This window comes from Azospirillum sp. P4_B5 (genome assembly GCF_056402275.1).
This window is the reverse complement of record NZ_JBFUHT010000005.1, coordinates 117959-144285: the sequence shown is the minus strand read 5'-3', so window position 1 is coordinate 144285 and position 26327 is coordinate 117959. Positions and strand designations below refer to the sequence as shown.

The window sequence follows — 26327 nt, the reverse complement described above, 5'->3', positions numbered from 1 at the left end:
AATGATCGGAACACTATCCGTTTGAGGCGGCTCTCCTGGAATCTCCTTCCTCTTGCACGTATCTTTTGAATCTCGACCGATTGTTTGCCCTGCCCAACGGATGGCGCCAAACGGTTGGCCGGCTTGCAATCCGAAGGGGGCAAGCGATGCGAGAGGAGGATGTGGCGGGGGGCGACCGTCGTCCCGCCGACCCCGCCGAACTGCGGCGGGTCTTCGACACGATCGGCGTGGCGATTGCCCTGCTCGATCGGCAAGGACGCATTGTCGATCTCAACGCGGCGATGCAGCGCGCCATCGGATGCCCGCAAGATCTGCTGATCGGGCAAGCCATGGCCGGCGCGTTCGTCTGGGGCGGCCGGGAGGACGCGGCGGAGCGCTTCGCTCAGGCGATGGCCGCCGCGGGCCGCGGGCTGGTCCAGGAACTGGCCCTGACGGGTGACGGAAACTGGCTCGACATCGTGCTGACGCCGCTGCCTGCGGAGTCCGGCGGAGAGGCCGGGGGCATCGTCATGACCGCGACGGACGCCAGCCGCCGCATGGCCGTGGAGGCACGGCTGCGCGGACAGGGCGAGTCTCTGCGCGCCGCGCGGGACGAGGTGAAGCGCGCCGGCCAAGCCAAGGTGCGCTTCCTGGCCGCCGCCAGCCACGACCTGCGCCAGCCCGCCCAGTCGCTGACCCTGTTCGGCGCGGTCCTGGCGGAACGGCTGTCCGATCATCCGCAATTGCCGCTGGTCCAGACGATGAACCGGGCGGTCGAGGCGATGCGCGGCCTGCTCGATGCGTTGCTGGACGTGGCTCGGCTCGACTCCGGGATCGTCTCGCCCGACGTGGCCCCTTTCGCGCTGGCCGAAATGATGGAGCGGTTGAAGACCGACTACGGCCCGCGCGCGGCCGCCAAGGGGCTGAAGCTGCGGGTGCGCCCGCTGAAGGCGCAGGTCCGCAGCGACGCCGCCCTGCTGGAACGGCTGTTGCGCCACCTGCTCGACAACGCGGTGCGCTACACGGCGTCGGGTGGCGTCCTCCTGGGGTGCCGGCGGCGGGGCATGATGCTGTGCATCGAGGTGGCGGACACGGGCGTCGGCATCCCCACCGACAAGCTCGACGAGATTTTCGAGGAGTTCGTTCAGCTCGGCAACGTGGAACGCGACCGCAGCCGCGGCCTCGGCCTCGGGCTGGCGGTGGTGAAGAGGCTGTCGCATCTGCTCGGCCTGCCCGTCCGCGTGCGGTCGCGTCCGGGGCGGGGCACTTGCTTTACGGTGGAGGTTCCCTTGCACGCTTCCTGGAATCCCAACGCGACGGAACGCGCCATGCCGTCCTTGGACCGATCCGGTGCGCTGGCGCTGATCATCGACGACGAGGAGTTGATCCTGCAAAGCCTGCGGCTGGTGCTGGAGCAATGGGGGTGGGATGTGCTGGCCGCCGCATCGGGAGAGGAGGCTCTGCGCCAACTCGACGGGGCGGAGCGGCTTCCCGACGTCATCATCGCCGACTACCGCCTGCGCTACGGTCGGACGGGGGTGGACGCCATCCGCGACATCCACGCCTTCGCCGGTGACCTCATCCCGGCGATCCTGCTGACCGGCGACACCAGCCCCGACCGCATCCGCGAGGCGCGGCGCAGCGGCTTCACCGTCCTGCACAAGCCGGTCACCCTGTCGGAGCTGTCGTCCCACCTGGAGGAGGCGCGGGCGCGCCGCGGCGGAGTGACCGTGGCCGCGTCCGTCGAGGTGGCGGCGTCTACCGCCGCAGGCCCGTCACGATCGCCAGATAGTCGGGCTCCTCCGGCGTCAGCCAGCCGTGACGGACGAGGAAGTCGATGACGACGAGGGGCACGTTGAATTTCCAGTCCTTCGTCGTGCGCACCGACTCCGCGACGCGGTCCAGCGGCCACAGCTCGAAGCGCTCGACCTCGCCGTCGGTGTTCCGCGGGACGAAATCCGCGTCGAGTTCCAGGTCGTAGAGGAACAGCGTGTCCTGCTTCAGCCCGGCCTCCGTCTCCATGCGGTAGGTGACGGCCCCGACGGGTACGGCGCGGGACGCCAGGGCGGCGTCCACCCCCGCCTCCTCCTGCGCTTCCTTGACGAGGTTCTCCGCCAGCGTCAGGCCGATGGGCTGGCCGCCGGCGATCAGGTTGTCCAGTTTGCCCGGCGCCACCTCGCGGTCTCTGGCGCGCCGTCCGATCCACAGCGACAGGCCGCCGTCCGGCTGGCGGACGAAGCCGTTGACGTGCAGCCCGTAGGCCGGGGTGCCGAACTGCGCCACAACCGCGCGGTCGATGCGCATCAGCGGCTCCGCCCCCCAGGCCGGCATGACCGGGTAGAACTCGCCGCGCAGGGCGGAGACCGCCCCCATCTCGACGAGGAACTGGGCGGCGTGCGCCAGCACCGAGGACCGCGCCTCGAAATCGCGGACCTCCGGGGCCAGCGTCACCCGGTCGGCGGTGACGACGAAGCCCGGATCGACGCCGGGAAGCTGCTCGGCCAGCGCGTGGCGGACCCAGCCGAGGCGATGCCCTTCCAGCTCGAACGGACGGAAGCCGGAGAGGTCGTGCGCGTTGCACGCGCGGATGTGGTCGAGGAAGCTCATGCGACTCCGTGTAGCCGCAGCGCCCCCCGCCGTGCAACCGTTCTTCCGTGAGCCGTTCCCGGTCAGCCGGCCAGCCGGTTGCAAAGGGCGTGCATGCGGCGTACACACACGGCCTATCGGACTCGGGGGAACAGGGCGATGCCGGCGGCGTTCGGGGATTTTTCGGTTCTTGTGATCGAAGACGAGAGCTTCACCCGCATGGTGCTGGCGAAGATGCTGGCCACGCTGGGTTTCCGCACCGTTCATCAGGCCGCCGACGGCGAGGCCGGTTTGGCAGCCGTACAGACGCACGCGCCCGATCTGGTCGTCTGCGACGTGGAGATGCAGCCGATGGACGGGCTGGGGTTCCTGAAGGCCCTGCGGGCCAGCCCCGACGCCCGTCACCGCGCGCTGCCGGTGGTCTTCATGACGAACCGTGCCGATCAGAGCCGCATGGACGAAGCCGCGGCCTTCGGCGCCGACACCTTCATCGTCAAGCCGGCCACGCCGGAGTCGCTGAAGGGCACGCTGGGCGCCAAGCTCGGCTGAGGACGCGGGACGGCCAAGGACGGACCCGCAGGTCACACTTTTTCCCCAACCTGTGGCAGGACTGCAAGAACGCGGCCAAGTGCTTGATTCCAGCCGGCTTCCGGATCCCCTGCCGATTGTGCGCCGCAATGGCAAAGGCGGCTCATCCAAATTCTGCCTTGTTGATCTGCTGTGATGAGGCTCACCATCCTTCTTTGGAAGGTGTGGACCATGCCCGTCGCCCATGCGTTAATATCGTGAGGCAAGGCGGCGGCGATGGACGCGGAAGCGGGTTGTTAAGGAATATCCGTCACGCTCGTTGTTAACCGTAGCGCCTTAGTTGGTTAAGGCGCATGGATGCACTGGAGGTCGATGGGTGATCGGCAAGGTCCAGCGAGTCCCCGACGAACGGCATCCGGGCCGCGCTCCGGAAGCCGGTTGCAAGTCTCAGCCCTGTCGACCTTCGTTCTTCTTGCCATCCGTCCCGCCGGTGCTTGCACCCCGGCCTTTTCGGACAACCCGGCCGCGTGGTCTATTACTGATGACCGGGGTGTCCGGCCGCCTCTCTTTTCAGACTATCAAGGCTTTCCTCCTGGAAAGCTCTAGGTCGAGCATTACATTCAGTTTTGAAGCATTCGAGTTTAGCACTCCGAAGGGGGCGCTTCATTTGAACCGCAACTGGATAAAAGGTCTGGCTTTCGACGGTGAGCGGGGGTGCCGCGGGACCGTTGTGTCCGTGACGCCCCAGAGTTCGCACCTGCGGCAGGTGCCGCCCCCGCCGCCCGGGTCCCCCGGCGGCAGCCCCGACGCATCGGACTAAGAGACACGGAGAGCGGAATGTTCCCGGCCGACGAACTGTTCACGCGCTACACACAGTCCTACGAGGGGCGCCGTGAGGTTGAGATGAGCCTCACGGAATACCTCCAGGAATGCCGCGACGACCCGATGATGTATGCCTCCGCACCGGAGCGCATCCTCGCCGCCATCGGCGAACCGGAAGTCGTCGACACCGCCAGGGACCCACGCCTTGGCCGAATCTTCATGAACCGGACGATCAAGATCTATCCGGCCTTCGCCGACTTCTACGGCATGGAGGAGACGATCGAGCGGATCGTCGGCTTCTTCCGCCACGCCGCGCAAGGGTTGGAGGAGCGCAAGCAGATCCTCTATCTGCTGGGTCCGGTGGGCGGCGGCAAGTCGTCGCTGGCGGAGCGGCTGAAGTCGCTGATGGAGAAATGCCCGGTCTACGTCCTGAAGGCCGGCAAGGAGATCAGCCCGGTCTTCGAGAGCCCGCTCGGCCTCTTCAACCCGGACGAGATGGGCGACCTGCTGGAGGACCGCTACGGCATCCCGCGCCGCCGCCTGACCGGCCTGATGAGCCCCTGGGCGGTGAAGCGGCTGGACGAGTTCGGCGGTGACATCTCCCGCTTCCGCGTCGTCAAGCTGCATCCCAGCAAGCTGCGCCAGATCTGCGTCACCAAGACGGAGCCGGGCGACGAGAACAACCAGGACATCTCCTCGCTGGTCGGCAAGGTCGACATCCGCAAGCTGGAGGTCTACAGCCAGAACGATCCCGACGCCTACAGCTTCTCCGGCGGCTTGAACCGGGCCAGCCAGGGCCTGCTGGAATTCGTCGAGATGTTCAAGGCCCCGATCAAGATGCTCCACCCGCTGCTGACGGCGACCCAGGAGGGCAACTACGTCGGTTCGGAGAACATCGGTGCCATCCCGTTCCAGGGCATCATCCTCGCCCACTCGAACGAGGCGGAATGGCAGTCCTTCAAGAACAACAAGAACAACGAAGCCTTCATCGACCGCATCTGCGTCATCAAGGTTCCCTACTGCCTGCGGGTGCAGGAGGAACAGCGCATTTACGACAAGCTGGTCAAGAGTTCCGACCTCGCGACCGCGCCCTGCGCCCCGTCGACGTTGGAGATGCTGGCGAAGTTCTCGGTGCTGTCGCGCATGCGCGACCATCCGAACTCCAGCCTCTACTCCAAGATGCGCGTCTATGACGGCGAGAGCATGAAGGAGACCGACCCCAAGGCCAAGTCCATGCAGGAATACCGCGACCAGGCGGGCGTGGACGAGGGCATGGACGGCATCTCCACCCGCTTCGCCTTCAAGGTCCTGGCCGCGACCTTCAACTACGACTCCAACGAGATCTCGGCCGATCCCGTCCACCTGATGTACATCCTGGAGCAATCGATCAAGCGGGAGCAGTTCCCCGACGACACCGAGAAGAAGTACATCGAGTTCATCAAGGCCGAGATGGCGCCGCGCTACGCGGAGTTCATCGGGAACGAGATCCAGAAGGCCTATCTGGAATCCTACAGCGACTACGGGCAGAACCTGTTCGACCGCTATGTGGATTACGCCGACGCGTGGATCGAGGACCAGGACTTCAAGGACCCGGACACCGGCCAACTGATGAACCGCGAGCTTCTGAACCAGGAGCTGACCAAGATCGAGAAGCCCGCCGGGATCGCCAACCCGAAGGATTTCCGCAACGAGGTCGTCAAGTTCGCGCTGCGCGCGCGGGCGGCGAACGCCGGGCGCAACCCCTCCTGGACGTCCTACGAGAAAATCCGTGAGGTGATCGAGAAACGCATGTTCTCCCAGGTGGAGGATCTGCTTCCGGTCATCAGCTTCGGGTCCAAGAAGGACGGCGAGACCGAGAAGAAGCACAACGAGTTCGTGTCGCGCATGATGTCGCGCGGCTACACCGAGCGGCAGGTCCGTCGGTTGGTCGAGTGGTACATGCGTGTGAAGCAGGCCGGCTGACGGCCCGCTTCGCCACACGAGCGTGAACGGGTAGGAGGGGCTCCCCCTTGATGAACATCATCGACCGTCGCCTGAATCCGCAAGGCAAGAGCCTGGCCAACCGCCAGCGTTTCCTGCGCCGTGCCAAGGAGCAGGTGGTGAAGGCGGTGCGGGATGCCTCCGGCAAACGCGGCATCCAGGACATCGAAAACGGCGAGAAGGTGACCATCTCGACCGGCGGCGTGCGGGAGCCCTCCTTCCACCGCTCCGGCGCCGGCGGCGTGCGCGACTACGTCGTGCCGGGCAACAAGGAGTATGTGGAGGGAGACACCATCGCGCGGCCGGAGGGCGGTGGCGGTCGCGGCGGCAACGAAGGCAGTCCGGACGGGGAGGGCGACGACGATTTCCGCTTCGTCCTGTCCCGCGAGGAGTTCCTGGACATCTTCCTGGAGGACCTGGAACTTCCCGACCTCGTCAAACAGAAGGTCAAGCAGACGGAATCCCATTCGCTGACGCGGGCGGGCTATTCGGTGACCGGATCTCCGGCCAACCTGAACCTCGTCCGCACCATGCGGAACAGCCTCAGCCGGCGCATCGCGCTGAAGCGGCCCAAGCCGGCGGAGATGCTGGAACTGGAGGCGCTCCTGCGCGAGGCGGAGGACCGCGGCGACGATCCCGAGAAACTGCGGGAGATGCGCGACCAGTTGGAGCGGCATTATCTCCGCTCCAAGCGCATCCCCTTCATCGACCCGATCGACGTCCGCTACAACCGGTTCGAGACGGTGCCGAAGCCCATCGCGCAGGCGGTCATGTTCTGCCTGATGGACGTCTCCGGCTCGATGACCGAGCACATGAAGGACCTCGCCAAGCGCTTCTTCATGCTGCTGTTCCTGTTCCTGAAGCGGCGCTACCGCTCGGTGGACATCGTCTTCATCCGCCACACCCACGAGGCCAAGGAGGTGGACGAGGACACGTTCTTCTACTCCACCGAGACCGGCGGCACCGTGGTCTCCACGGCGCTGGAGGAGATGCAGCGCATCGTCAAGGAGCGCTATCCGGAGAACGAGTGGAACATCTACGCCGCCCAGGCGTCGGACGGCGACAACATGTCGTCGGACAACGCGCGGTCGGCGGGTCTGCTGCGGGACGGCATCCTGCCGCTGTGCCAGTACTTCGCCTACATCGAGGTGGCGGCGGAGCACAACATGGGCCTGTCGGCGCTGGGCCGCGAGACGGAGTTGTGGCGGACCTACAAGACGGTCCAGGGGCCGGACCTGCCGATCGCCATGCGCCGCGTCCGCTCCCGCCGGGAGATCTTCCCGGTCTTCCGCGACCTGTTCGCCCGGGAGAAGGCGGGGGCGTAGACGTCCTTGCTCCCTCCCCTGCGAAGCGGGGGAGGGTCAGGGAGGGGGCAATGCCCGCCACCGCGAGGCCGCACCAAGAATCGGGGCCAACACCCCATAGAGTTTTGAGAGGATGCGAGGCATGACCGCTGTGATCGACAAGCCCGACAGCCTGCTCTACGACGGGGCGGACTGGGATTACGACCAGATCAAGCGCGTCTACGACGCCATCGAGGACATCGCCCTGAAGGACATGGGCCTCAACGTCTATCCCAATCAGATCGAGGTCATCACCGCCGAGCAGATGCTCGACGCCTATTCGTCCATCGGCATGCCGCTGATGTACAAGCATTGGTCCTTCGGCAAGCATTTCGCCCGCGACGAGATGCTCTACCGCAAGGGCTATCGCGGCCTCGCCTATGAGATCGTCATCAATTCCAGCCCCTGCATCAGCTACATCATGGAAGAGAACACCATGACGATGCAGACGCTGGTGATCGCCCACGCCGCCTTCGGCCACAACCACTTCTTCAAGAACAACCAGCTTTTCCAGCAGTGGACGGACGCCGAGGGCATCCTCGACTATCTGGAATTCGCCAAGTCCTACATCGCCCAATGCGAGGACCGCTACGGCCACCACGCGGTGGAGCGGGTGCTCGACGCCGCCCACGCGCTGATGAACCAGGGCGTGCACAAGTATCCGAAGAAGCGCAGCCTCGACCTCCGGCTGGAGCAGAAGCGCGAGCGGGAGCGGCAGGAGTACCAGGAGCAGACCTTCAACGACCTGTGGCGCACCGTGCCGAAGGCCGCCGTCGGCGGCAACCGCCCGTCCAAGTCGGTGTCGGAGCGCAAGAAGCTGCTTGGCCTGCCGGAAGAGAACCTGCTGTACTTCCTGGAGAAGAAGGCGCCGCGGCTGGAGCATTGGCAGCGCGAGATCCTCCGCATCGTCCGCCACATGGCCCAGTATTTTTACCCGCAAAAGCAGACCAAGCTGATGAACGAGGGGTGTGCGACCTACACCCACTACACCATCCTGAACGAGATGCACCGGCGGGGGATGATCAGCGAAGGCGCGATGCTGGAATTCCTGCATTCGCACACCTCGGTGGTGTTCCAGCCGGAGTTCGACGACCAGCGCTTCTCGGGCATCAACCCCTACGCGCTGGGCTTCGCGATGATGCAGGACATCCAGCGCATCGCCGAGACTCCGACCGACGAGGACCGCTACTGGTTCCCCGACCTCGCCGGGCGGGGCGACGGCATGGGCGCGCTGCGCGACGCCTGGGCCAACTTCCGCGACGAGAGCTTCGTGCTCCAGTATCTCAGCCCGCATCTGATGCGGAAGTTCAAGATGTTCAGCGTGCGCGACGACGCGGAAGACCCCTATCTGCTGGTCGAGAACATCCACAACGAGCGCGGCTACCGCGGCATCCGCAAGCTGCTGGCGCGGCAGTACGATCTCGGCTTCCTGGAGCCGGACATCCAGATCGTCGACGTCGATCTGGCCGGCGACCGCAAGCTGATCCTGCACCACCGCGTGACCAACGGCGTGCTGCTGGACGAAAGCGACGCCAAGGCCGTGCTGCGCCACATCGCCAACCTGTGGGGCTACGAGGTCCAGCTCGTCGAGGTGTCGGCCCTGTCCGACGCCATCCTGAAGGAGCATGCCGTCACCGCGCCCAGCGGCATCGGCGGGTGATTGGGGGCGGGGTGGGGCCGCGTGTTTGCCCCCACCCCAACCCTCCCCCGCTGGGCGGGGGAGGGAGATGATTGCGAGGCGGCGGCAGTCCCCTCCCCTGCGTTAGCGGGGGAGGGTTAGGGTGGGGGCGATGCTTCCGGGTCCAGCGTGTACAGCTCCTGCGGGCGGCCCACCCCGCGCAGCAGGTAGCGCCCGACCGAGATCAGCCGCTGCCGGCATTCCGGAGCGGATTCGGTGAAGGCGGACGACAGCAGGATGTCCTGGTCGAGCGACCGGCACATGGCGGCGATGCGGCTGGCCTCGTTCACCGCGGGGCCGACCACGGTGAAGTCCAGCCGATCCACCCCGCCGATGTTGCCGTAGAACACCTTTCCCTGGTGCAGCCCGAGATAGAAGCGCGTCACCGGCAGCCCGGCGGCGGAGCGGCGGCTGTTCAGTTCCTTGCAGCGCTCCCGGGCCTCCTCCGCGGCGTCGAGGGCGGCGCGGCAGGCATCCTCGGCGCTGGAGCGGTCGAAGACGGCCAGGATGCCGTCGCCCATGAATTTCAGCACCTGCCCGTGGTGCCGGTGGATGGCTGTCACCACCAGCTCCGCATAGTCGTTCAGCAGCGGCAGGATGGTTTCCGGGGCCGCGGTGTCGGTGATGCGGGTGAAGCCCTGGAGGTCGCTGAACCACAGCACGGCGTCCAGCTCCTCCGCCACGCCGCGGCGGATGTGGCCGCGCAGAACGCGGTGGCCGGCGTCCCGCCCCAGATAGGTTTCCGCCAGCGTGTTGGCGATGTGCGCCATGGCGTGGCCGCGCAACGCCAGCGCCAAGCTGCCGGTGAGGGTGAGCAGGGCGTCGCGCTGGGCGTCGCTGAAACCGTCGGGATGGTGCGACACCCAGGACGAGAAGATGCAGTCCAGTTCCCCGATGGCGGCGCGGGGGCCGAGGCGGTTGACGATGGCCATGTAGTCGGTGGCGCCCTGCGCCCGCAGCTCGTCGACGATCGGGAACTCGCCGCCCTCCGTGCCGTCGGTCAACCGCAGGCGCAGCATCGTCTCGCCGGAGGTGTAGAGCCGGTGGAAGGGGCTGCGCAGCCATTTCTCGTCGATGTCGGGATCGCTGCCGTCGCCGCCATACTCGGTCCGGCGCACCTCGGCGGCGTTGCGCCCGCTGCTGTCCCAGGTGACGACATGGCCGGCGATGGTCGGGTGCAGCGTGTCCGCCCCGACCACCGTCCGGGTCAGCGGCACGCCCGCAGCGACCAGCCGTTCGCAGAAGCCGCCGATGAGGTCCGTCTCCGGCACCCCACGCAGCCCGGCCTCCGCGATCCAGCGGCTGAGGTCGAGAATTCCTTGCGCATCCATGCCCGCCATCCTGCCAGAGGTCGCCTTGTCCGAGAACCTTGTCCGAGAACCTTGTCCGGGAACGGAGTGTCAGCGGCGGGACAGGGCGTCCGCGATGAAGGCCGTGACCGTTCCGAAGTCGCCGGTTGTCCGCAATTCGGCGGGCATGGCCCGAAAGTCAAGCTCCGGTCCAAAACCGATCATAGGCTTTCCGAAGCGCAGGGCGAGCCGCACCTCGTCCAAGGTCCCGTGACGGCCCGGCAGGACGACGATCACGTCACTGGTCAGGATGTTGACGTGGTTGCGGCTCAGCTCCGTCGGCGGCGCGCCGGCCGGCTTGCGCGCGAAGGGCGTCAGGATGGGCAGGTCGATGTAGGGGTTGGGGTAGCCGGGCAGGGGCGCATGGCCGCGGACCGGGTCGGGCTCGGACGGCAGGATTCCGATGGAGCGGCCCCGGCGCCCCGGCGTGCCGTGGAAGGCCCGCGCGGCCGACCGCATCACCCCGCCGCCGCCGCCGGTCAGCAAGTCGTGCCCGGCCCCGGCGATCCAAACGCCGAGCGGCTCCGCGTAATCCCCCCATTCCTCCTGCCCCGACCCCATCACCCCGATGATCGCCATGTCCGCCCTCCTGTTATCGTCCGCGTGGTTTCGCCCGCGCCGTGGGTTCGGCCTCCAGCGGGTTGTCGGGCCAATAATGCTTGGGATACTGCCCCTTGAGGTCGGCCTTCACCGCCTTGTAGGCATTGGCCCAGAAGCTGGCGAGGTCGCGTGTCACCTGCACCGGACGGCGGGCGGGGGACAGCAGATGGAGCAGCAGCGGCACCCGGCCGCCGGCGATGCGCGGCGTCTCGGCCAGCCCGAACATCTCCTGGAGCCGGACGGCCAGAACCGGCTCGTCCCCGCTGTAATCGATGGGAATGCGGGAGCCGCTGGGCACCTCGACGTGGGTCGGCGCCTCCTTGTCCAGCCGCTGCTGCATGGCCCAGGGCAGCAACCCGCGCAGCGCGTTGCCCAGGTCCACCCGGTCGAGATGAGCGCGGCGCGAGGCGCCGTTCAGGAAGGGCACCAGCCAGTCCTCCATCGTCTCCAGCAGGGTGGCGTCGGACACGTCCGGCCACTCCTCCCCCTCCCGGCGGCGCAGGAACAGCACGCGCGTCTGCCACTTGCGCAGCTCGTCGGTCCAGGGCAGTGCGGTCAGCCCCATTTCCCGGATGCCCTCCAGCATGGCGGCGGCGATGGCCTCGGCGGGCGGGTTGGGCAGGCGCTTGTCCTCCAGCGCCAGGGCGAACAGCATGCGGCGGCGGCGGGCAAGCACCGTCTGCTCCCGCCCGTCCCAGGCGACCATGGTCTCGCTGCGGATGTGCTCGGCGAAGGCCTCCTCCAGCTCCCCCAGGGAGAGCGGGGCCGCGAGGAAGATGCGCGATTCGCGGGCGGCCCCGTCCAGGTCGGCCACGGCCAGCCAGTCCTCGGCGCTCAGCGGCTCGGCGTCCTGGAAATAGGCGCCGCGCCCGTTGGACAGCCGGTATTGCGCGGCCGCCCCGCCGGCGCTTCCGCCGGGGCGGCGCTGGCCGATGCGGTCGGGATAGGCCAGTGCGACCAGCAGGCCGGTGGCGCCGAGGTCGCCGCCGCCTCCCTTCACGCCCAGTTGGCGCTTCCAGTTCCGGGCCTGCTTCAACGCCTGCTGGGCGCCGCCGCGCTCCACGGTCAGGCCGCGCCCGGCGCCGCGCACCCGCCCGTCATCGTCCAGCCCGCGCAGCAGCTCCACGCGCAGCCGCAGGTCGGCGTCGCGGAAACCAGGCTGGGCGCGGACGATGTCGCGCTCGCCGAGCAGGGCGGCGACCTCGCAGGCCAGCGCGCCCAGCCCCATCGCCTTGCCCTTCAGCATCATGTGGGCCAGCCGCGGGTGCACGCCGAAACCGGCCATGCGGCGGCCGTGGGCGGTGATGCCGCCGTCGGCGTCCAGCGCCCCCAACTCGCGCAGCAGCTCCCGCGCCTGGGCCATGGCGGCGGCGGGCGGCGGGTCGAGCCAGGCCAGCGACGCCGGGTCGGACACGCCCCACACCGCCAGCTCCAGCGCCAGCGGGGCGAGGTCGGCGTCCATGATCTCCGGCGGGGTGAAGGCGGCCAGCGCCTTGTGCGACGGCTCCGGCCACAGGCGGTAGCAGACGCCGGGCTCCAGCCGGCCGGCGCGGCCTCGCCGCTGCTCCGCCGACGCCTGGGAGACCTTGGCGGTGACCAGCCGCGTCATGCCGCTGCGCGGGTCGAAGCGGGGGACGCGCATCAGCCCGCCGTCCACGACGATGCGGATGCCCTCGATGGTCAGGCTGGTCTCGGCGATGGGGGTGGCGAGCACGATCTTGCGCGTGCCCGGGGGGCTGGGGGCGATGGCGCGGTCCTGGGCGTCGGCCGTCAGGTCGCCGTAGAGCGGGGCGATCACCGTGCCGGGCCCGAGGTCGGCGCTTTCCAGAAGGCTCTGCACCCGCCGGATCTCCCCCGCGCCGGGAAGGAAGACCAGCGCGTTGCCGCTTTCCTCCCGCAACGCGCGGCGGACGGCGGCGGCCACGGCGTCCTCGATGCGGGTGCCGGTGCCGTTGCTGGTGGTGGTGGTGGTGGCGTCGAGGTGACGGGTCTCCACCGGGAAGGCGCGGCCCTCGCTGGTCACCATCGGGGCGTCGCCGAGCAGGGCGGCGACAGGGCCGCCGTCCAGCGTCGCCGACATCACCACCAGCCGCAGGTCGTCGCGCAACGCGCCGCGCGCCTCCTGCACCAGGGCCAGGGCCAGATCGCTGTCGATGCCGCGCTCGTGGAACTCGTCGAACAGCACGGCGCCGACCGCCGGCAGTTCGGGGTCTTCCTGAAGCTGGCGCAGAAACAGGCCGTCGGTCACCACCTCGATCCGGGTCTTCGGCCCGACTTTCGTGTCCAGCCGCACGCGGTAGCCGACCGTCTCGCCGACGCCTTCCCCCAGCATCGCGGCCATGCGGCGGGCGGCGGCGCGGGCGGCCAGCCGCCGCGGCTCCAGCACGATCACCTTGCGCCCGGCCAGCCAAGGCCGGTCGAGCAGGGCCAGCGGCACGCGGGTCGTCTTGCCGGCCCCCGGCGGCGCCTGCAGCACCGCCACGCCGCGCCCGTCCAGCGCGGCCAGAAGCTCGGGAAGCACGGGATCGATGGGAAGGGCCGGGATGCTCATGGTGGCTGTCAGGTCGTTGGTGTGGGCGGCGGCGCCGTGTTCCTGGCAGCGGCGAGCGCTTCGGTCAAGTCCTCCACCATGCGGGTCAGCCGGGCGATCTCCTGCTCGCGCAGCAGGTCGATCTTCTGGTGCAGCAGTTCGATCTCCAGCTCCGCCTTCAGGTTCACGTCGTAATCCTGGCTGGCCCGCTTGCGGTCGATGTCGGCCTGCCGATTCTGGCTCATCATGATGATCGGCGCCGTATAGGCCGCCTGGAAGGACAGGACGAGGTTCAGCAGAATGAAGGGATAGGGGTCCCACGCCCTGGCCCAGCCCAGCGCGTTGGCGCCGATCCACAGGGCCAGCAGCGCCGACTGGACGATGATGAAGCGCCAGGACCCGACCAGGGCCGCCACCCCGTCGGCCACCCACTGGCCCGCCGTGCGCGCCGGTGTCCCCGCGCCGCGCGTCTCGCGCCGGTGCTGCCGCAGAAGGTGCAGCCGCTCCAGATCCTCGTGCCCCAGGGCGACAGGGTGCAGGCCGTTCGCCGGATGGCCTTTCAATCCGATGTGCGCGGCGCTCATGGCGGACATCCCCTGCCGTTCGTGACGATGTTTCAGGATCTCTAGGCCGGGCGGGTTGAGGCGCCAAGCGCGGATGAATGAGGGGTGCGTTAAATCGTCGCAATGATCCGCAACCGGCCAGCGATCCGAGAACCTTTCGCAACAAGGCGTTATGGTTCAAATAACCACAATCTGTTTGTGACTTAACGATCTCGGGACCCTATGGCCAACATTCACGACCCCGCACTTTTCCTCGCCCACGCCTGCGCGCTGGAGGAGGACGCCGCCAACCGTTTCGCCGACCTGTCGGAGGCCATGAAGACCTACGGCAACGCGGACGTCGCGGCCTTCTTCGCCAAGATGGCCGAGTTCTCGCGCCTGCATCTGGCGGACGCCCGCAAGCGCTCCGCCTTCCGCGACGTTCCGGCGCTTGCCCCGGAAGACTTCCAGTGGCCGGACGACGAGAGCCCGGAAGCGGCCTCCATGGAAGGCTCGCACTATCTGATGACGGTGGATTACGCACTGGAGCTGGCGCTCGACAGCGAAAAGCGCGGGCACGCCTTCTACGCCGATGTGGCCACCACCACCACGGACCCGGAGGTCCGCATGATGGCCGAGGAGTTCGCCTCCGAAGAGGCGGAGCATGTGGCGGAACTGGAGCGCTGGATCGAGCGCTTCCCCAAGAAGGGGTAAAGGCCGTTTCCCGCGGTTTCCGCCCTTGCGGGAACCGCGGGAAGGGCGAACGAGCGCCTTACTTGGACAGCTCGGCGTAGTCGTACTCGTACTTCTTGTCCACCGGCTTGAAGGTCTTGAAGGCGGCGATGATGTCGTCCACCGACACGCCCGCCGGCACGTTGAGAATTTCGTAAACGACCGAGCTTCCGCTGGTCGGGCCAACGTCGGCGTTGCGGTGAGCCTGGGAAATCAGGCCCTCGCCGGCCTTCTTGATCATGATCGAAGCCATATCCGTTCCGTCTCCTGTTACACGTCGCCCGACGCAGCAATATCCATAACGCGAATAAGGATATGGGGCCAATGGATAAATTGCTGCGGCGCGTCAGCGGCGGGTGATCCAGAGCGCGGTCACGTCGTCGTTCAAGTGTTCGCCATGGATTGCGGCATGGCCGGTCATCAGGGCGGGCAGGGGGCGGTCAGGAGCGTCCGCCGCCGCGCGCTCGGCCAGACGGAGCAGGCCGTCCTCGCCCAGCATGGCGCCGTCGGCGTTCCGGGCTTCGCTCAGCCCGTCGGAATAGAGGAACAGGCTGTCGCCGCGCCGCAGCGGCACGCGCTGGTTCGTGTAGGCCGAGTCCGGGAAGGCGCCGAGGAGCGGGCCGGACGCGTCCAACGGCTGGAAGCCGAAGTTGGTCGCCAGGAGGGGGCTGGGCGCCGCAGCGGCGGCGTAGAGCAACGTGTCGTCGGCGCGATCGATCACCCCATAGAAGGCGGTGGCAAACTGGCCCAGAGGCAGGATCTCGCACAACCGCCCGTTCAGTTGGCGCAGCAGGCCGGCCGGGTCGCGCATCTCCTCCGGCGGGGTGCGGGTGAGCAGCGTGTGGAGGCGGAAGGCGTTGATCGCCGCGGCGATGCCGTGGCCCGACAGGTCGGCGGCGAAGACCCCGACACGGCTCCCGTCGAACGCGAAGGCCGTCCAGAAATCGCCGCCGATCTCGTCCGACGCGCGGAAGACCGAATCCACCGCCAGCCCGTTCCGCTCGGCGAGGGCGGCCAGTTCCGCCGGCTCCGGGACCAGGGCGAGCTGCATGGCGCGGGCCTGCCGCAGGTCGCGCTCCACCCGCTCGTGGAAGGCGCGCAACTCCTGCACCATCGACCGGCGCTCCAGGTGGTAGCGCACGCGGGCGATGCATTCGCCGGGGTTGATCGGCTTGGCGATCAGGTCGGTCGCCCCGGCGCTGAAGCAGACCGTCCTCATCTGGTCGGAGTGCAGCGCGCTCTGCATGAGGATCGGCAGGTCGCGCCAGCGCGGGTCGCCGCGCAGGCTGCGGCACACGCCGATGCCGTCCATCCGCGGCATGGCCGCGTCGAGCAGCAGCAGGTCGGGGGCAAAGCTTTCCAGCCGCTCCATCACCTCTTCCGTGGAGGAGGCGAAGGCCACCTGGGTGATGCCGGCCCATTGCAGGAAGCGGGTCAGCGTCTTGCGGTTGAAGGCGCTGTCGTCGGCGATCAGAACCCGGCAGCCGCCGAGCGGGATGCCCAGTTCCATCCCGTAGACCGAGGCGCCCGCGCCGGAACGGGCGGGGCGGGGTGGAGCGTCGTCGCCCTCCGTTCCGGGTGGCACCGCCACGGCGCGTATGTGGCCCATCGCGTCCGTCCCCGCCGCGTCAGTCGTCGATGTTGAACATGGTGTGGAACTTGGCGATCGTGATCAGGCGCCGCACCTCGTCGCGGGCGCCGCGGATCGCGAAGTCCAGATTGCGCCGCTGCGCGGTGTCGCGGGCGATGATGAACATGCCGAGGCCGGAGGAGTCGACGAAGTCGAGCCGCGACAGGTCGAAGACCACCCTGTGCCCCGCCGGCCGCTCGAAGGTGGCGATGACGTCGCGGAAGGTGTCGTGGTCGGCAAAGGTCATGCGCCCGCTCAGCACGATCTCGGTGCTGGCCGGGGCCTCGCGGACGGAGAAATCCATGGCGGCGCTCATCTGTGGTTCACCCGTGGCCGAAGAGAGGCGCAATCCCCCGCGGGTCGGCCCGGTGGGCTCCGGGTCCGGCGGGGATGCGGGCGCATTCTAGGTCGCCGGGAATTGCACTTTGATGACGCTGCCGTGTCAGCATCGGGTTATTCGGGGCGCATCATCCGGCCGGGATGGCCGGATCTTATTGCAGCGCGGCTTCTTCCACCCTTGGATGCGACAGACGTTCGGCGATTCCGCCGGCCAGCCATGCCGAATAGGCATCGCGGCCTTCCGGCCCGAGCATGCCGCTGCGGCAGAAGGCCGACGCCTTGGCCGGCTCGGGACGCGCCGAGTCGGGGAATCGCCAGAGCGGCAGGTCGGCCTGCCCGCTCAGCCGGTCGAGCGCCGCCGGGCGGTAGCCGTTGCCCGCGCCGTACAGCCGCTCCTCCACCGCCGCCGGGCGGGGCGGAAGCAACAGGGCGATCCCGACCCCGGCGGCGCGCGCCTGATCGGCGAAGCGGCGCACCCGGTCGAAGGCCGGCGAGTCGTCGTTCATCCGGACGGCGGCGTCGCGGGTCTCCACCCAACGGTCGGCGGCGGTGGCGGTCCAGCCCTGCGGGCCGACGGCGTGGCACGGCTTGGCGTATTGCAGGGCGCTCTGGTCGGGCAGGTAGGAGCGGCCCAGCATCGCCACCTCGGTCAGGTGCGCGCCGTAGCGGCGCAACCCGGCGACCTCGCTGCGCTCCGCGAACAGCAGGTCCACGTCCAGGAGCACCAGCGCCGGCTTCAGCTTCAGCACGTCGCCCAGCAGCGGTTCGAAGTCCTCGATGCGGGCGTGGTCGTGGACGATGCGCAGGAAATGCAGGCTCTCCACCCCGTGCTTCGCCGCCAGCGCGGCCATTCCGGACTCGTCCAGGGTGGCGTGGCGCAGAGCCGAGTCGCCGAGTGCCACCACCACGACGGGGGACAGGTCCCGCGCCGCCCGCTCCGCCGTCGCGGCGATGCGGTTGCTGTTGTACCAGGCGAAGGGCCGGTCGTGGAGGCTGTAGCCGGTCCAGAAGGCCCCCGCCGTCCCGGCCGCGAACAGGGCGGGGATCACCACCAGCAAGGTGATCCACAACCGCCGCGGCTTCGCTTGCGGCCCGGTCCGGTCCGTCCGGTGCTTTTGCGGTTCAACAGGCCCGGTCATGGTCCCTCTGCTCCTCCCAGCGGTGTGCCCGGCGATGTGCGGTGTCCTATGATTCAAACACTCCGGGAGGGAGCAGGGTCCCGTGTGCCGCCATGTTTTCCTATGACGAAGGGGGCATCCGTCCGGATCGTGCCGGAGTAGCCGGATACGGGAGCTTTCGTGTAGTCTTGCGCGAAAGGCGAGGCACGCATCGAGGCACAGGATGAGCACCGAAATCCGCACCTTCACGATCCCCGACGCGAGCGCGGACGAGGCCCAGGGGCAACTCTCCTCCTTCCTGCGCACGGTCGAGGTGCAGCGCATCGACACGGCCTACGCCGACGGCGGCTGGCGCATTCTCGTGCTTTACAAGGACTTGAAGCGCAAGGAGGAATCGCTCCAGATCGAGGCCGCGATCAACGCCGCCCTCAACGGTTGGCGGGACCGCACCGCGGTCCGCGAAGGGGTGTCGCGCGACGCCGTCCTGCCGGACGAATTGGTGCCGGAAATCGCCCGCTTCGCACCCACGACGGAGCGCGAACTGTCCATCATCGTCGGCGCCCGCGACCTCGGCGTGGGCCACTTCGGCGGGGAGATCGTGCAGGTCGTCCGCGCGACCCTGGACGAACTGATCGACTGACGCCTCCGCTCTCCGGAATGACATAGGCCGAAGGGCCGTGTGGCCCTGTTCACTGTGCCGAAAGAGAAGCCGGACCCGCCGTAAGCCTGATTCCAGACCCCTCCACGCTGTGCCAGCATACCCTCGTAGTTTGCGGCAATGCAGCATGGCGGGGGCCATGGACGGGACATCCGGATCGAGAGGCGACGTGCCCGATTACCGCGCCATGGCGCGGGAACTGGAAGCCTTCAGCCGTCAGGCGGCGGAGCGCGCGGCGGCCACCGGCGACGGCAGCATGGACGCCCTGGCACAACGGTTGGAACGCCATGCCGAACAGATCCGGCACGACCTCGCCGAAGCCCCGACGCGGCGGTTCGGATGGCGCTTAGGCCTTCTCCACCTTCAGCAGAGTGCCCTCGGCCCCGACGATGCGGACACGGGTTCCGGCGGGGAGGTCGGGTCCCTCGACGGTCCAAAGCCCGTCGCCGATCTGCGCCCGGCCACGCCCGTTGACGATGGGGCCGTCCAGCGTGTGCAGCGTCCCGATGTATTGCGCCGTCCGGCGGTTCAGATGCGGCGTGTGCGTCGTATGCGCTGACCCGCGGGACAGGAAGCGGGTTCCCACCAGCGCGGCGATGGCGAGCAGGGCGAACAGCAATCCCTGATGCTCCCACGGCAGGGACGGCCAGACCAGTAGCACGAAGCCGACCAGCGCGGCGGCCCCGCCCAGCCACAGAAAGGCCGCTCCCGGCGCCACCGTCTCCAGTGCCCCCAGCAGCACGGCCAGAACCCACCAGTGCCAGAATTCGATCATCGCGGGCCCGCCTTCGGGGTTTCGTCCAATCCTACGACACCGGCGGCTCCGGCGCATCGCGCCTGTTCGGTTCGTCCTGATTCCGGTCGTCGCGATTCCGTTCATCGCGATTCCCTTCATCGCGATTCCAGGGGCTGCGCGGTGCCGGCGGCGGGGCGGCGGCCGTTCCGGAGGACGCCGGTTGGTTTGCAGGGCGGTTCGGGAAGGCTTCGCGGGCGATCTCCGCGATGCCGCCGATGGCGCCGATCACGTTGGCGGCCTCCAGCGGCATGAACAGCACCTTCTGGTTCGGGGCGGCGGCCACCGCCGTCAGAGCATCGACATAGCGCTGGGCGACGAAGTAGTTGATGGCCTGGGCGCTGCCCCCGGCGATGGCGTCGGAGACCAGCCGGGTGGCCTCGGCCTCGGCCTGGGCGGAGCGCTCGCGCGCCTCGGCGTCGCGGAAGGCGGCCTCGCGCCGGCCCTCGGCCTGGAGGATGGCGGCCTGCTTGGCGCCCTCTGCCCGCAGGATGGCCGCCTGGCGCTGGCCCTCCGCCTCCAGGATGGAGGCGCGGCGGTCGCGCTCCGCCTTCATCTGGCGGGCCATGCTGTCCACGAGGTCGCGCGGCGGCTGGATGTCGCGGATCTCGATGCGCGTCACCTTGACGCCCCAGGGGCTGGTCGCCTCGTCCACCACGCCGAGCAGGCGGGCGTTGATCTGGTCGCGCTGGGACAGCAGTTCGTCCAGGTCCATCGAGCCCATGACCGTGCGGGTGTTGGTCATGGTCAGGTTCAGGATCGCCAACTCCAGATTGTTGACCTCGTAGGAGGCCTTGGCGGCGTCGATCACCTGGAAGAAGACCACGCCGTCCGCCGTGACCATGGCGTTGTCGCGGGTGATGACCTCCTGCGAGGGCACGTCGAGCACCGTCTCCATCATGCTCTGCTTGCGCCCGATGCGGTCGATCAGCGGGAGAATCAGATGCAGGCCGGGCTGGAGCGTGCGGGTGTAGCGGCCGAACCGCTCCACCGTCCATTCCTGGCCCTGCGCCACGGTCCGCACCCCCAACAGAACCAGCGCCAGCGCGAAGATCAGGAGCGCGATGACGAAGAGCGTCAAGCCGCTGAGCACCATCACCCCACCTCCCATCCGGTCGTTTCCTCCCTCGGACCATGCCACGGCGGGGCCGCCCCGGCCAGAGCTACAGCGTCAGCCCAGCAGGGCGCCGATCGGCTTCAGCGGCTCGTGCGCGTCGAACAGGATCTTCAGGATGGCCAGGATCGGCACCGCCAGCAGCGCGCCGGGAATGCCCCACATCCAGCCCCAGAACAGGATGGACACGAACACACCGATGGGGTTCAGCGCCAGCCGCCGCCCGACGATCATCGGGGTCAGGAAGTTGCCCTCCATCATGGTCAGCGCCACGAAGGTCAGCGGCGGTCCGAAGATCTGCACGCCCCCGTCGAAGGTGAGCGCCGACACCAGGAACAGCACCGCCGTCATCACCGCCGGCCCGATGAAGGGGACGTAGTTGATGAGTCCGGCGAGCGTTCCCCACAGCGCCGCGTTGGGCACCCCCCACAGCCACATCGCCAGCGTCGTCGCGAGTCCGAGCCCGATGTTGATGACCGTGATGGTCGCCAGATAGGCGGCGATGTTCTGCTGCACCGTGGCGGCGACCATGGCGTAATGCACGCGGTCGTCGACGTCGCTCATCGTGCCGATCAGCGCCTCCAGGCTCTGCCGGCCGCGGGCCAGGAAGAAATACAGCAGCACCTGGAGGATCACCACGTTGGCGATCACCGCCTCCGCCTGGTGCAGCACCTGCTCGGCCAGCGACGGGCCGCGCACCACGACCTCCCGCGCAGCACCATTGCGGTCGGAGGCCATCTGCTCGATCTGGCGGGAGGCCTCGCGGGCGCGGTCGATTCCTTCGCGGATGTCGCCCAGCTTGAACTCCAACTCGTTGACCACGCGGGGCATCCGGTTGACCCATTCGGTCGCCGGGGTCGCCAGCGTGAAGATGGCCCCCAGCCCGGCGCCGAACACCGTGATCACCACCACCGCCGCGCCCAGTGCCTCCGGCAGGCCGAGCCGGTAGAGGCCGCGCACGCAGGGCCGCAGCAGAAGGCTGAGGATCAGCGCCAGCATGATCGGCAGCAGCACGTCGCGTCCAAAATACAGCGTGAACAGCAGCGCGATGACGAACAGCCCCACCACCGCCACCCGCACCGGGTCGCGGGGATTCCGGGCCGGGGGCAGGGGCTCGGTCACCGGCTCCGGCGGCGGGCTCAGGGGCGGATCGATCGTGCGGTCGCTCATCGGGGGCAGGCACTCCGGGAGTAGCGGGCCGGGGAGCGCTTGACGGCGCCGGACCCCCGCCCGATTTAGGGGTATTCCAGGACCGCGCCCACGCGGCCCCGCTTCGCGATGACCGGAGTTCCACGAGATGCGCAGCCCGTTCCCTTCGATAAACATCCGCCGCGGCCTGATGGTCCTGGCGCTATCCGTGCTGCCACCGATGGCCGCCTCCACCGCTGCTTTGGCCGACGATCCGGTCGTCGGGCGCTTCTCCAACGACTGGACCGGCAACGGGCTTCAGGTGCAGGCGATCGAGGACCCGAAGGTCAAGGGCATCACCTGCCATCTGGTGGATTTTGACCGCAGCGTGCTCGACCGGCTGACCAAGGGAAACTGGTTCGAGGACCCGTCCAACGCCTCTATCGCCTGCCGGCGCACCGGGCCGCTGGTGATCGGCGACATCGAGCTGTCGCAGAAGGGCGAGGAGGTCTTTTCCGAGCGCAAGAGCTTGGTCTTCAAGTCCATCGCCATCCGCCGCATCTACGACCGGGTGAACGACACGCTGATTTATGTGGTCTACAGCCGGCAGGTGAAGGACGCCTCGGCGAAGATGTCCATTTCCAGCGTGCCGCTGATCGATACGAACCCCCAGTGGGAAAAGGGTAAACCTCCCGTGAAATGATCGGATGGCTTGCAATCGGGCGGGTGCGGCGCCATCATCAGGCTTGGGAGGCAGGGGCCGGAATCCCCCGCCTCCCGGCCCGATCACTGCCGGTTCAGAAGATCAAGGATCGCCTTGACGATCTGGAGCAGCAGGATCAGGAGACCGAGGATTTCCTTCATCCTCCGAGCCTCCTTGTTGAGCGGCGGGGTGGTGGCCCTCCACCACCCGTCCGCGCCTCCACCTCGCACGGGGTGCGGGACAGGCGCAACGGAAACTCCACACATGCGTGTGCGGCGGATTGGCCGGCCAAGCCCGTGGCGATTCGTCAGGTCTTGCCGCGGCGGGATCGCCACTTGCGCCACAGCAGATAGAAGCCGGGCGCCAGCGTCACGATCAGGATGATGCGCACCATGTGGTGGGTGGCGACCAGCGCCACGTCGATGTTCAGCGCCAGCGCGACCAGCGTCATCTCGGCCAGCCCGCCCGGCGCGAAGGCGAGGATCAGCGCGGCGAGTCCCAGCCCCGTCGCCTCGTCAACCATCCAGGCCGCCGCCGTGGTGACCAGCAGCATCAGTCCGGTGAGACCCAGCGCGGTCAGCCCGTCGCGCCCGATGCGGCGAATGTTCAGCCCGGTGAAGCGGCAACCCAGCGACGCGCCGATCACCACCTGGGCGGCGGCGACCAGAACGCCCGGCGGCTTGCCCTCGGTCAGCCCGGCGAGGTGGATCGCGGCGGACAGCAGCATCGGCCCGACGATCTGGGCCGCGGGGATGCGCAGCAGCTTCGCCAGGGGGTAGCCCAGCGCGCAGGCGGACAGCAGCGCCACATCCAGCGGGGCGAGCGACAGCAGGGGCGGGCCGAGCGCGCCGCGCCGCGCCGGGTCGTACAGCCCCAGCGCCTGGAAGGCGAAGGGGATAACCAGCACCACCAGCATCACCCGCAGCGCGTGGGACAGCGCCATGGTCCGGCTGTCGCCGCCCATCTGCGTGCCGACCATCACCATCTCGTTCAGCCCGCCGGGGGTGGCGGTGAAGAAGGCGGTCGGCGGATCCAGCCGGGCGGCGCGGCGCAGATACTGGACCCCCAGCGTGGTCGCCAGCACGAGATAGACGGCCAGCGCGCTCAGCGACAGGCTCCATTCGCCGAGCCGCCCCAGGATGTCCGGGGTGAAGCCGCTGCCCAGCATCACGCCGAGGATCATGATCATGGCGTTGCGCAGCGGCTTCGGCACATGCAGCGCGACACCGGCCATGGCGGCGACCGTGGTGGCGGTCATGGCGCCGATCATCCAGGCCAGCGGCAGATGGAAATAGCTGAACAGCGCGCCCCCCGCCGTCCCCAGCGCGAGGGCGAGCGCGAAGGGCCGGAGCCCCGGTCCGATGGTCATGCCGCTCGTTGTGTCCGGTTCAAGGAACGATCCGCCCCAGCCGGACGGCGGTCTGCCCGGATTTCGGGCGCCGCGCCGGCATGATCAGCACGCAGTCGTCGTAAGGCGTCACGATCGGGCGGTTGCCGTCATGGCCGAGGACCGTTCCTGCGCGGGGAATGATCTCCATCCCCACATAGGGCTGGTCGAAGAAGAATTCGTCGGTTTCCGCGGTCACCGCTTCGGTCACCTCGACGGTGCGCAGCGGATCGGGGTGGCGGCGGATGTGGCGGTCGGCCAGCGACGGGTCGATCATCTCCTGGGCGAGCAGGAAACGCATGGCGCTTTCCAGGGCAACCAGCGCCGTCTCGTTCCGCCAATGCTGGCCGCATTCGACCAGGAGGGCGGTGCGCCGCCCGTCCGCCGCGGCGAAATCCGCGTAGTCGATCACCCGCCGCCCCGCTGCATGCCCCTCGTCCGCGACGACCCAGGCCGGGTAACCGAGCCGGCGGGCCAGCGCGCGGGCGCGGTCGGTCCGTCCGCACAGCGTCAGGGGCGGGGTATCCGCCGTCATGGAATGCAGATCGAGGATGACGTCCGCTGCGTCGAACACCGGGCGGAGTTGCCGGGCGCGGCGCAGTTCCATGCTGTCGCGTGGGCCGTCCAGCACCTCCGGCGACCAGACGCGGTTCATGTCCTCGTCGACGAAGCGGGAGGCGTAGGGACGCTCGGCATCGAAGCTCTGATAGGCGGCGGTGTTGGCGAAGGCCAGGGTCAGCCGCCCGCGGGTGGGCCGGATGCCCATCCGGAACAGCCGGTCCATCGCCACCGCGCCGCCGATCTCGTTGCCATGGATCAGCGACACGATGACGGCTTGCGGGCCGGGGCGCCCGGACTCCAGCGTCGTGACGTGGTCGATGCCGGTGTTTCCACGACGGTAGGGACCGATGTCCGGCGGCGTCAATTCGATCGGTGGCAGGGATTCGGTCAAGCGGATCTCGCCTCTGCGGGTCTGGCCGGTGCCGGGCGCTTTCGCCGAATGGTCAGTATGGCGGAGAGTCCGGCGGTGCGCCAGCCCCGCCAATTCCACGCGTCCATCATGTCCTTTGCCTTACCGGTGTATGACGGTTTTTGGTCGACTGACACCCGGCCATCGTCTATACCCGAATCCATCCGCCGCAGCGCCACGCTATGCCATCCGGGCAGGTGCCGTGGCGCGTTGGAGCCGTTGGTACACCGGGGTCAGCCATGAGTTTCGTGATCGAGGACGTGCTCGTCCGCAACGATCCGATCGTCCCGCGCCTGCCGGTGTTCTTCGATTCACCGCACAGCGGCACCGTCTACCCGCGCGACTTCGCTTTCGTCTGCCCGCTGTCCACCCTGCGACAAGCCGAGGACACCCACGTGGACGAGTTGTTCGCCCACGCGCCGGAGCATGGTGCCACTCTGCTCTGCGCCCTGTTCCCGCGCACCTACATCGACGCGAACCGGGCCATCGACGACATCGACCCGGCGATACTCGACGGGCGCTGGCCGGAAGCCCTGCGGCCGACGGAGAAGAGCGCCGCCGGCATGGGGCTGATCCGCACGCTGTGCCGTCCGGGGATGCCGCTCTACGACGGGCGGCTGTCGGCGGCCGAGGTGGCGGAGCGCATCGACCGCTACTACCGGCCCTATCATTTCCAGGTCGCCAGCGTGATGGACGATCTGGCCGACCGGTTCGGCGCCGTCTGGCACGTCGACTGCCATTCCATGCCCTCCGCGGTCGGGCCGGGGGTGGCGCACAAGCTGGGCATGGATTTCGTGCTGGGCGACCGCGACGGCACCACCTGCGAGCCGGGCTTCACCGCCCTGGTCGAGGGGGTTCTGACCGGGCTCGGCTACAAGGTCGCGCGGAACCATCCCTTCAAGGGGGTGGAACTGGTGTCCCGCCATTCCGACCCGGCGCGGGGCCGCCATTCCCTTCAGCTCGAAATCAACCGTCGTCTCTACATGAACGAGGAGACGCTGGAGCGGAACGAGGGCTTCGCCCGGCTCCAGGCCGACCTGACCACGCTGACCCGCCGCATCTGCGCCCACGCCGAATCTCGCACCGTCCGCCGCGCCGCGGAGTGAGGCGGACACGCCTTCGAAAGGCGACGTTCTCCCCTGGCAATGTCGCGTTCCACGCAACGGGCTGAAGCGAAGCCTGTTCGCGTCCTTTCTGACGTGGGCTGAAGCCCCCCATCCGCACGGCCCCTCCATCGGGTACCGCCTGCTTGGCCGCGGCCACGTTGCGGGCAGAAATATTGAAATTTCATTGCGGCAAACGGGAGGTGGAAGCCTTGATGGATATAATTAGCGGAGGTTGATAACAGCGATATTTAATGATACAGAAAAATTCAACGCTTACATAAAAAACCATCAATGCGCTTCATCGGTGCATTTTAAGCCACCTTAAAGAGAATGGCGAGGCTGCGATATGAGCTACATTTATATGGGGAATGGTGGCGGCTACGTGCCCGGTTACACAACAAGCGATTGGATTGTCGGCGGCGCTGGCAACGACACGATCTACGGCGGCGCCGGCAACGACACGATCTACGGTGGGGCCGGCAACGACATCCTGTACGGCGATACCGGAAATGATTTTCTGAGCGGCGACAATGGCGACGATCAGATTTTTGGTGGTGATGGCGACGACACCCTGTCGGGTGGCTATGGCAGCGATACCCTCGTAGGTGGCGACGGGAACGATCAATATTGGCTCTATTCTGGAGGTGGCTCGAAGGTTATAGATCAAACAAGTTCTGGTGGAGTTGACACTATTAAACTGTTCAATATAGGA

Annotated in this window: 23 protein-coding genes and 1 pseudogene; 10 read left to right on the top strand and 14 right to left on the bottom strand. The window is 68.0% G+C overall.

Going from position 1 to position 26327, the window contains the following annotated elements:
• Positions 1-146 precede the first annotated feature (146 nt).
• The gene (locus AC1DVI_RS05525) at positions 147-1820 is read left to right on the top strand and encodes a hybrid sensor histidine kinase/response regulator (protein ID WP_476957072.1); all 1674 of its coding nucleotides are present in this window, start codon (positions 147-149) and stop codon (positions 1818-1820) included.
• Here the strand turns inward: AC1DVI_RS05525 and AC1DVI_RS05520 are convergent.
• A complete protein-coding gene (locus AC1DVI_RS05520; RefSeq protein WP_476957071.1) occupies positions 1738-2586 on the bottom strand; it encodes a DUF4743 domain-containing protein in 849 nt (282 codons plus the stop codon). The two genes, AC1DVI_RS05525 and AC1DVI_RS05520, sit on opposite strands and share 83 nt — an antisense overlap.
• Positions 2587-2757: 171 nt before the next feature.
• Between AC1DVI_RS05520 and AC1DVI_RS05515 the strand changes: the two genes are divergently transcribed.
• From AC1DVI_RS05515 to AC1DVI_RS05500, 4 genes are all read left to right on the top strand, one after another.
• Positions 2758-3114, top strand: a complete 357-nt coding sequence (locus AC1DVI_RS05515; protein WP_476957070.1) for a response regulator — start codon at positions 2758-2760, stop codon at positions 3112-3114.
• 816 nt (positions 3115-3930) lie between these two features.
• Positions 3931-5877 (top strand): PrkA family serine protein kinase, encoded by a 1947-nt coding sequence (locus tag AC1DVI_RS05510; RefSeq protein ID WP_476957069.1) that lies wholly within the window; start codon positions 3931-3933, stop codon positions 5875-5877.
• A gap of 50 nt (positions 5878-5927) precedes the next feature.
• Positions 5928-7220 (top strand): YeaH/YhbH family protein, encoded by a 1293-nt coding sequence (locus AC1DVI_RS05505; RefSeq protein ID WP_476957068.1) that lies wholly within the window; start codon positions 5928-5930, stop codon positions 7218-7220.
• A gap of 121 nt (positions 7221-7341) precedes the next feature.
• Positions 7342-8898, top strand: a complete 1557-nt coding sequence (locus tag AC1DVI_RS05500; RefSeq protein ID WP_149163009.1) for a SpoVR family protein — start codon at positions 7342-7344, stop codon at positions 8896-8898.
• Positions 8899-9014: 116 nt separating this feature from the next.
• Here AC1DVI_RS05500 and AC1DVI_RS05495 read toward each other — a convergent pair whose 3' ends face one another.
• The 4 genes from AC1DVI_RS05495 to AC1DVI_RS05480 form a co-directional block, all read right to left on the bottom strand.
• Complete coding sequence (locus AC1DVI_RS05495; RefSeq protein ID WP_476957067.1) at positions 9015-10247, bottom strand: adenylate/guanylate cyclase domain-containing protein; 1233 nt, start codon at positions 10245-10247, stop codon at positions 9015-9017.
• 69 nt (positions 10248-10316) lie between these two features.
• Positions 10317-10844: an SLOG cluster 4 domain-containing protein gene (locus AC1DVI_RS05490; RefSeq protein ID WP_476957066.1), complete on the bottom strand. Its 528-nt coding sequence runs from the start codon at positions 10842-10844 to the stop codon at positions 10317-10319.
• Positions 10845-10857: 13 nt separating this feature from the next.
• Positions 10858-13416: an ATP-dependent helicase HrpB gene (gene hrpB / locus AC1DVI_RS05485; protein ID WP_476957065.1), complete on the bottom strand. Its 2559-nt coding sequence runs from the start codon at positions 13414-13416 to the stop codon at positions 10858-10860.
• A gap of 8 nt (positions 13417-13424) precedes the next feature.
• Complete coding sequence (locus AC1DVI_RS05480; RefSeq protein WP_476957064.1) at positions 13425-13979, bottom strand: DUF1003 domain-containing protein; 555 nt, start codon at positions 13977-13979, stop codon at positions 13425-13427.
• Positions 13980-14180: 201 nt separating this feature from the next.
• On the opposite strand from AC1DVI_RS05480, the gene AC1DVI_RS05475 reads away from it, so the two are divergent.
• Positions 14181-14651 (top strand): ferritin-like domain-containing protein, encoded by a 471-nt coding sequence (locus AC1DVI_RS05475; RefSeq protein ID WP_476957063.1) that lies wholly within the window; start codon positions 14181-14183, stop codon positions 14649-14651.
• A gap of 58 nt (positions 14652-14709) precedes the next feature.
• Here the strand turns inward: AC1DVI_RS05475 and AC1DVI_RS05470 are convergent, their stop codons facing one another.
• From AC1DVI_RS05470 to AC1DVI_RS05455, 4 genes are all read right to left on the bottom strand, one after another.
• Positions 14710-14922: a hypothetical protein gene (locus AC1DVI_RS05470; protein WP_149163015.1), complete on the bottom strand. Its 213-nt coding sequence runs from the start codon at positions 14920-14922 to the stop codon at positions 14710-14712.
• 93 nt (positions 14923-15015) lie between these two features.
• On the bottom strand, positions 15016-16278 hold the full coding sequence (locus tag AC1DVI_RS05465; protein WP_476957062.1) for a PP2C family protein-serine/threonine phosphatase: 1263 nt from the start codon (positions 16276-16278) through the stop codon (positions 15016-15018).
• 19 nt (positions 16279-16297) lie between these two features.
• The gene (locus tag AC1DVI_RS05460) at positions 16298-16615 is read right to left on the bottom strand and encodes an STAS domain-containing protein (RefSeq protein WP_246472225.1); all 318 of its coding nucleotides are present in this window, start codon (positions 16613-16615) and stop codon (positions 16298-16300) included.
• A gap of 175 nt (positions 16616-16790) precedes the next feature.
• Positions 16791-17777: a hypothetical protein gene (locus tag AC1DVI_RS05455; protein ID WP_476957061.1), complete on the bottom strand. Its 987-nt coding sequence runs from the start codon at positions 17775-17777 to the stop codon at positions 16791-16793.
• 202 nt (positions 17778-17979) lie between these two features.
• Here AC1DVI_RS05455 and AC1DVI_RS05450 point away from each other — a divergent pair, with 202 nt between their 5' ends.
• Complete coding sequence (locus tag AC1DVI_RS05450; protein WP_476957060.1) at positions 17980-18396, top strand: HRDC domain-containing protein; 417 nt, start codon at positions 17980-17982, stop codon at positions 18394-18396.
• 364 nt (positions 18397-18760) lie between these two features.
• Here AC1DVI_RS05450 and AC1DVI_RS05445 read toward each other — a convergent pair whose 3' ends face one another.
• From AC1DVI_RS05445 to AC1DVI_RS05435, 3 genes are all read right to left on the bottom strand, one after another.
• Positions 18761-19189, bottom strand: a complete 429-nt coding sequence (locus tag AC1DVI_RS05445; protein ID WP_014241283.1) for an NfeD family protein — start codon at positions 19187-19189, stop codon at positions 18761-18763.
• Between the two features lie 31 nt (positions 19190-19220).
• On the bottom strand, positions 19221-20303 hold the full coding sequence (locus tag AC1DVI_RS05440; protein ID WP_476957059.1) for an SPFH domain-containing protein: 1083 nt from the start codon (positions 20301-20303) through the stop codon (positions 19221-19223).
• Positions 20304-20378: 75 nt separating this feature from the next.
• A complete protein-coding gene (locus tag AC1DVI_RS05435) occupies positions 20379-21491 on the bottom strand; it encodes an AI-2E family transporter (protein ID WP_476957058.1) in 1113 nt (370 codons plus the stop codon).
• A 127-nt stretch (positions 21492-21618) separates the two neighbouring features.
• On the opposite strand from AC1DVI_RS05435, the gene AC1DVI_RS05430 reads away from it, so the two are divergent.
• Positions 21619-22152 (top strand): CreA family protein, encoded by a 534-nt coding sequence (locus tag AC1DVI_RS05430; protein ID WP_476957057.1) that lies wholly within the window; start codon positions 21619-21621, stop codon positions 22150-22152.
• A gap of 307 nt (positions 22153-22459) precedes the next feature.
• On the opposite strand, the gene AC1DVI_RS05425 is transcribed toward AC1DVI_RS05430, so the two are convergent.
• The gene (locus AC1DVI_RS05425; RefSeq protein ID WP_476957056.1) at positions 22460-23521 is read right to left on the bottom strand and encodes an AbrB family transcriptional regulator; all 1062 of its coding nucleotides are present in this window, start codon (positions 23519-23521) and stop codon (positions 22460-22462) included.
• 19 nt (positions 23522-23540) lie between these two features.
• Positions 23541-24491 (bottom strand): M14 family metallopeptidase, encoded by a 951-nt coding sequence (locus AC1DVI_RS05420; protein ID WP_476957055.1) that lies wholly within the window; start codon positions 24489-24491, stop codon positions 23541-23543.
• A 257-nt stretch (positions 24492-24748) separates the two neighbouring features.
• Between AC1DVI_RS05420 and AC1DVI_RS05415 the strand changes: the two genes are divergently transcribed.
• Together AC1DVI_RS05415 and AC1DVI_RS05410 are read left to right on the top strand one after the other, a co-directional pair.
• The gene (locus tag AC1DVI_RS05415) at positions 24749-25615 is read left to right on the top strand and encodes an N-formylglutamate amidohydrolase (protein WP_476957054.1); all 867 of its coding nucleotides are present in this window, start codon (positions 24749-24751) and stop codon (positions 25613-25615) included.
• A 346-nt stretch (positions 25616-25961) separates the two neighbouring features.
• A pseudogene (locus AC1DVI_RS05410) lies at positions 25962-26210 on the top strand (calcium-binding protein); the annotation flags it as partial.
• Between the last annotated feature and the right edge of the window lie 117 nt (positions 26211-26327).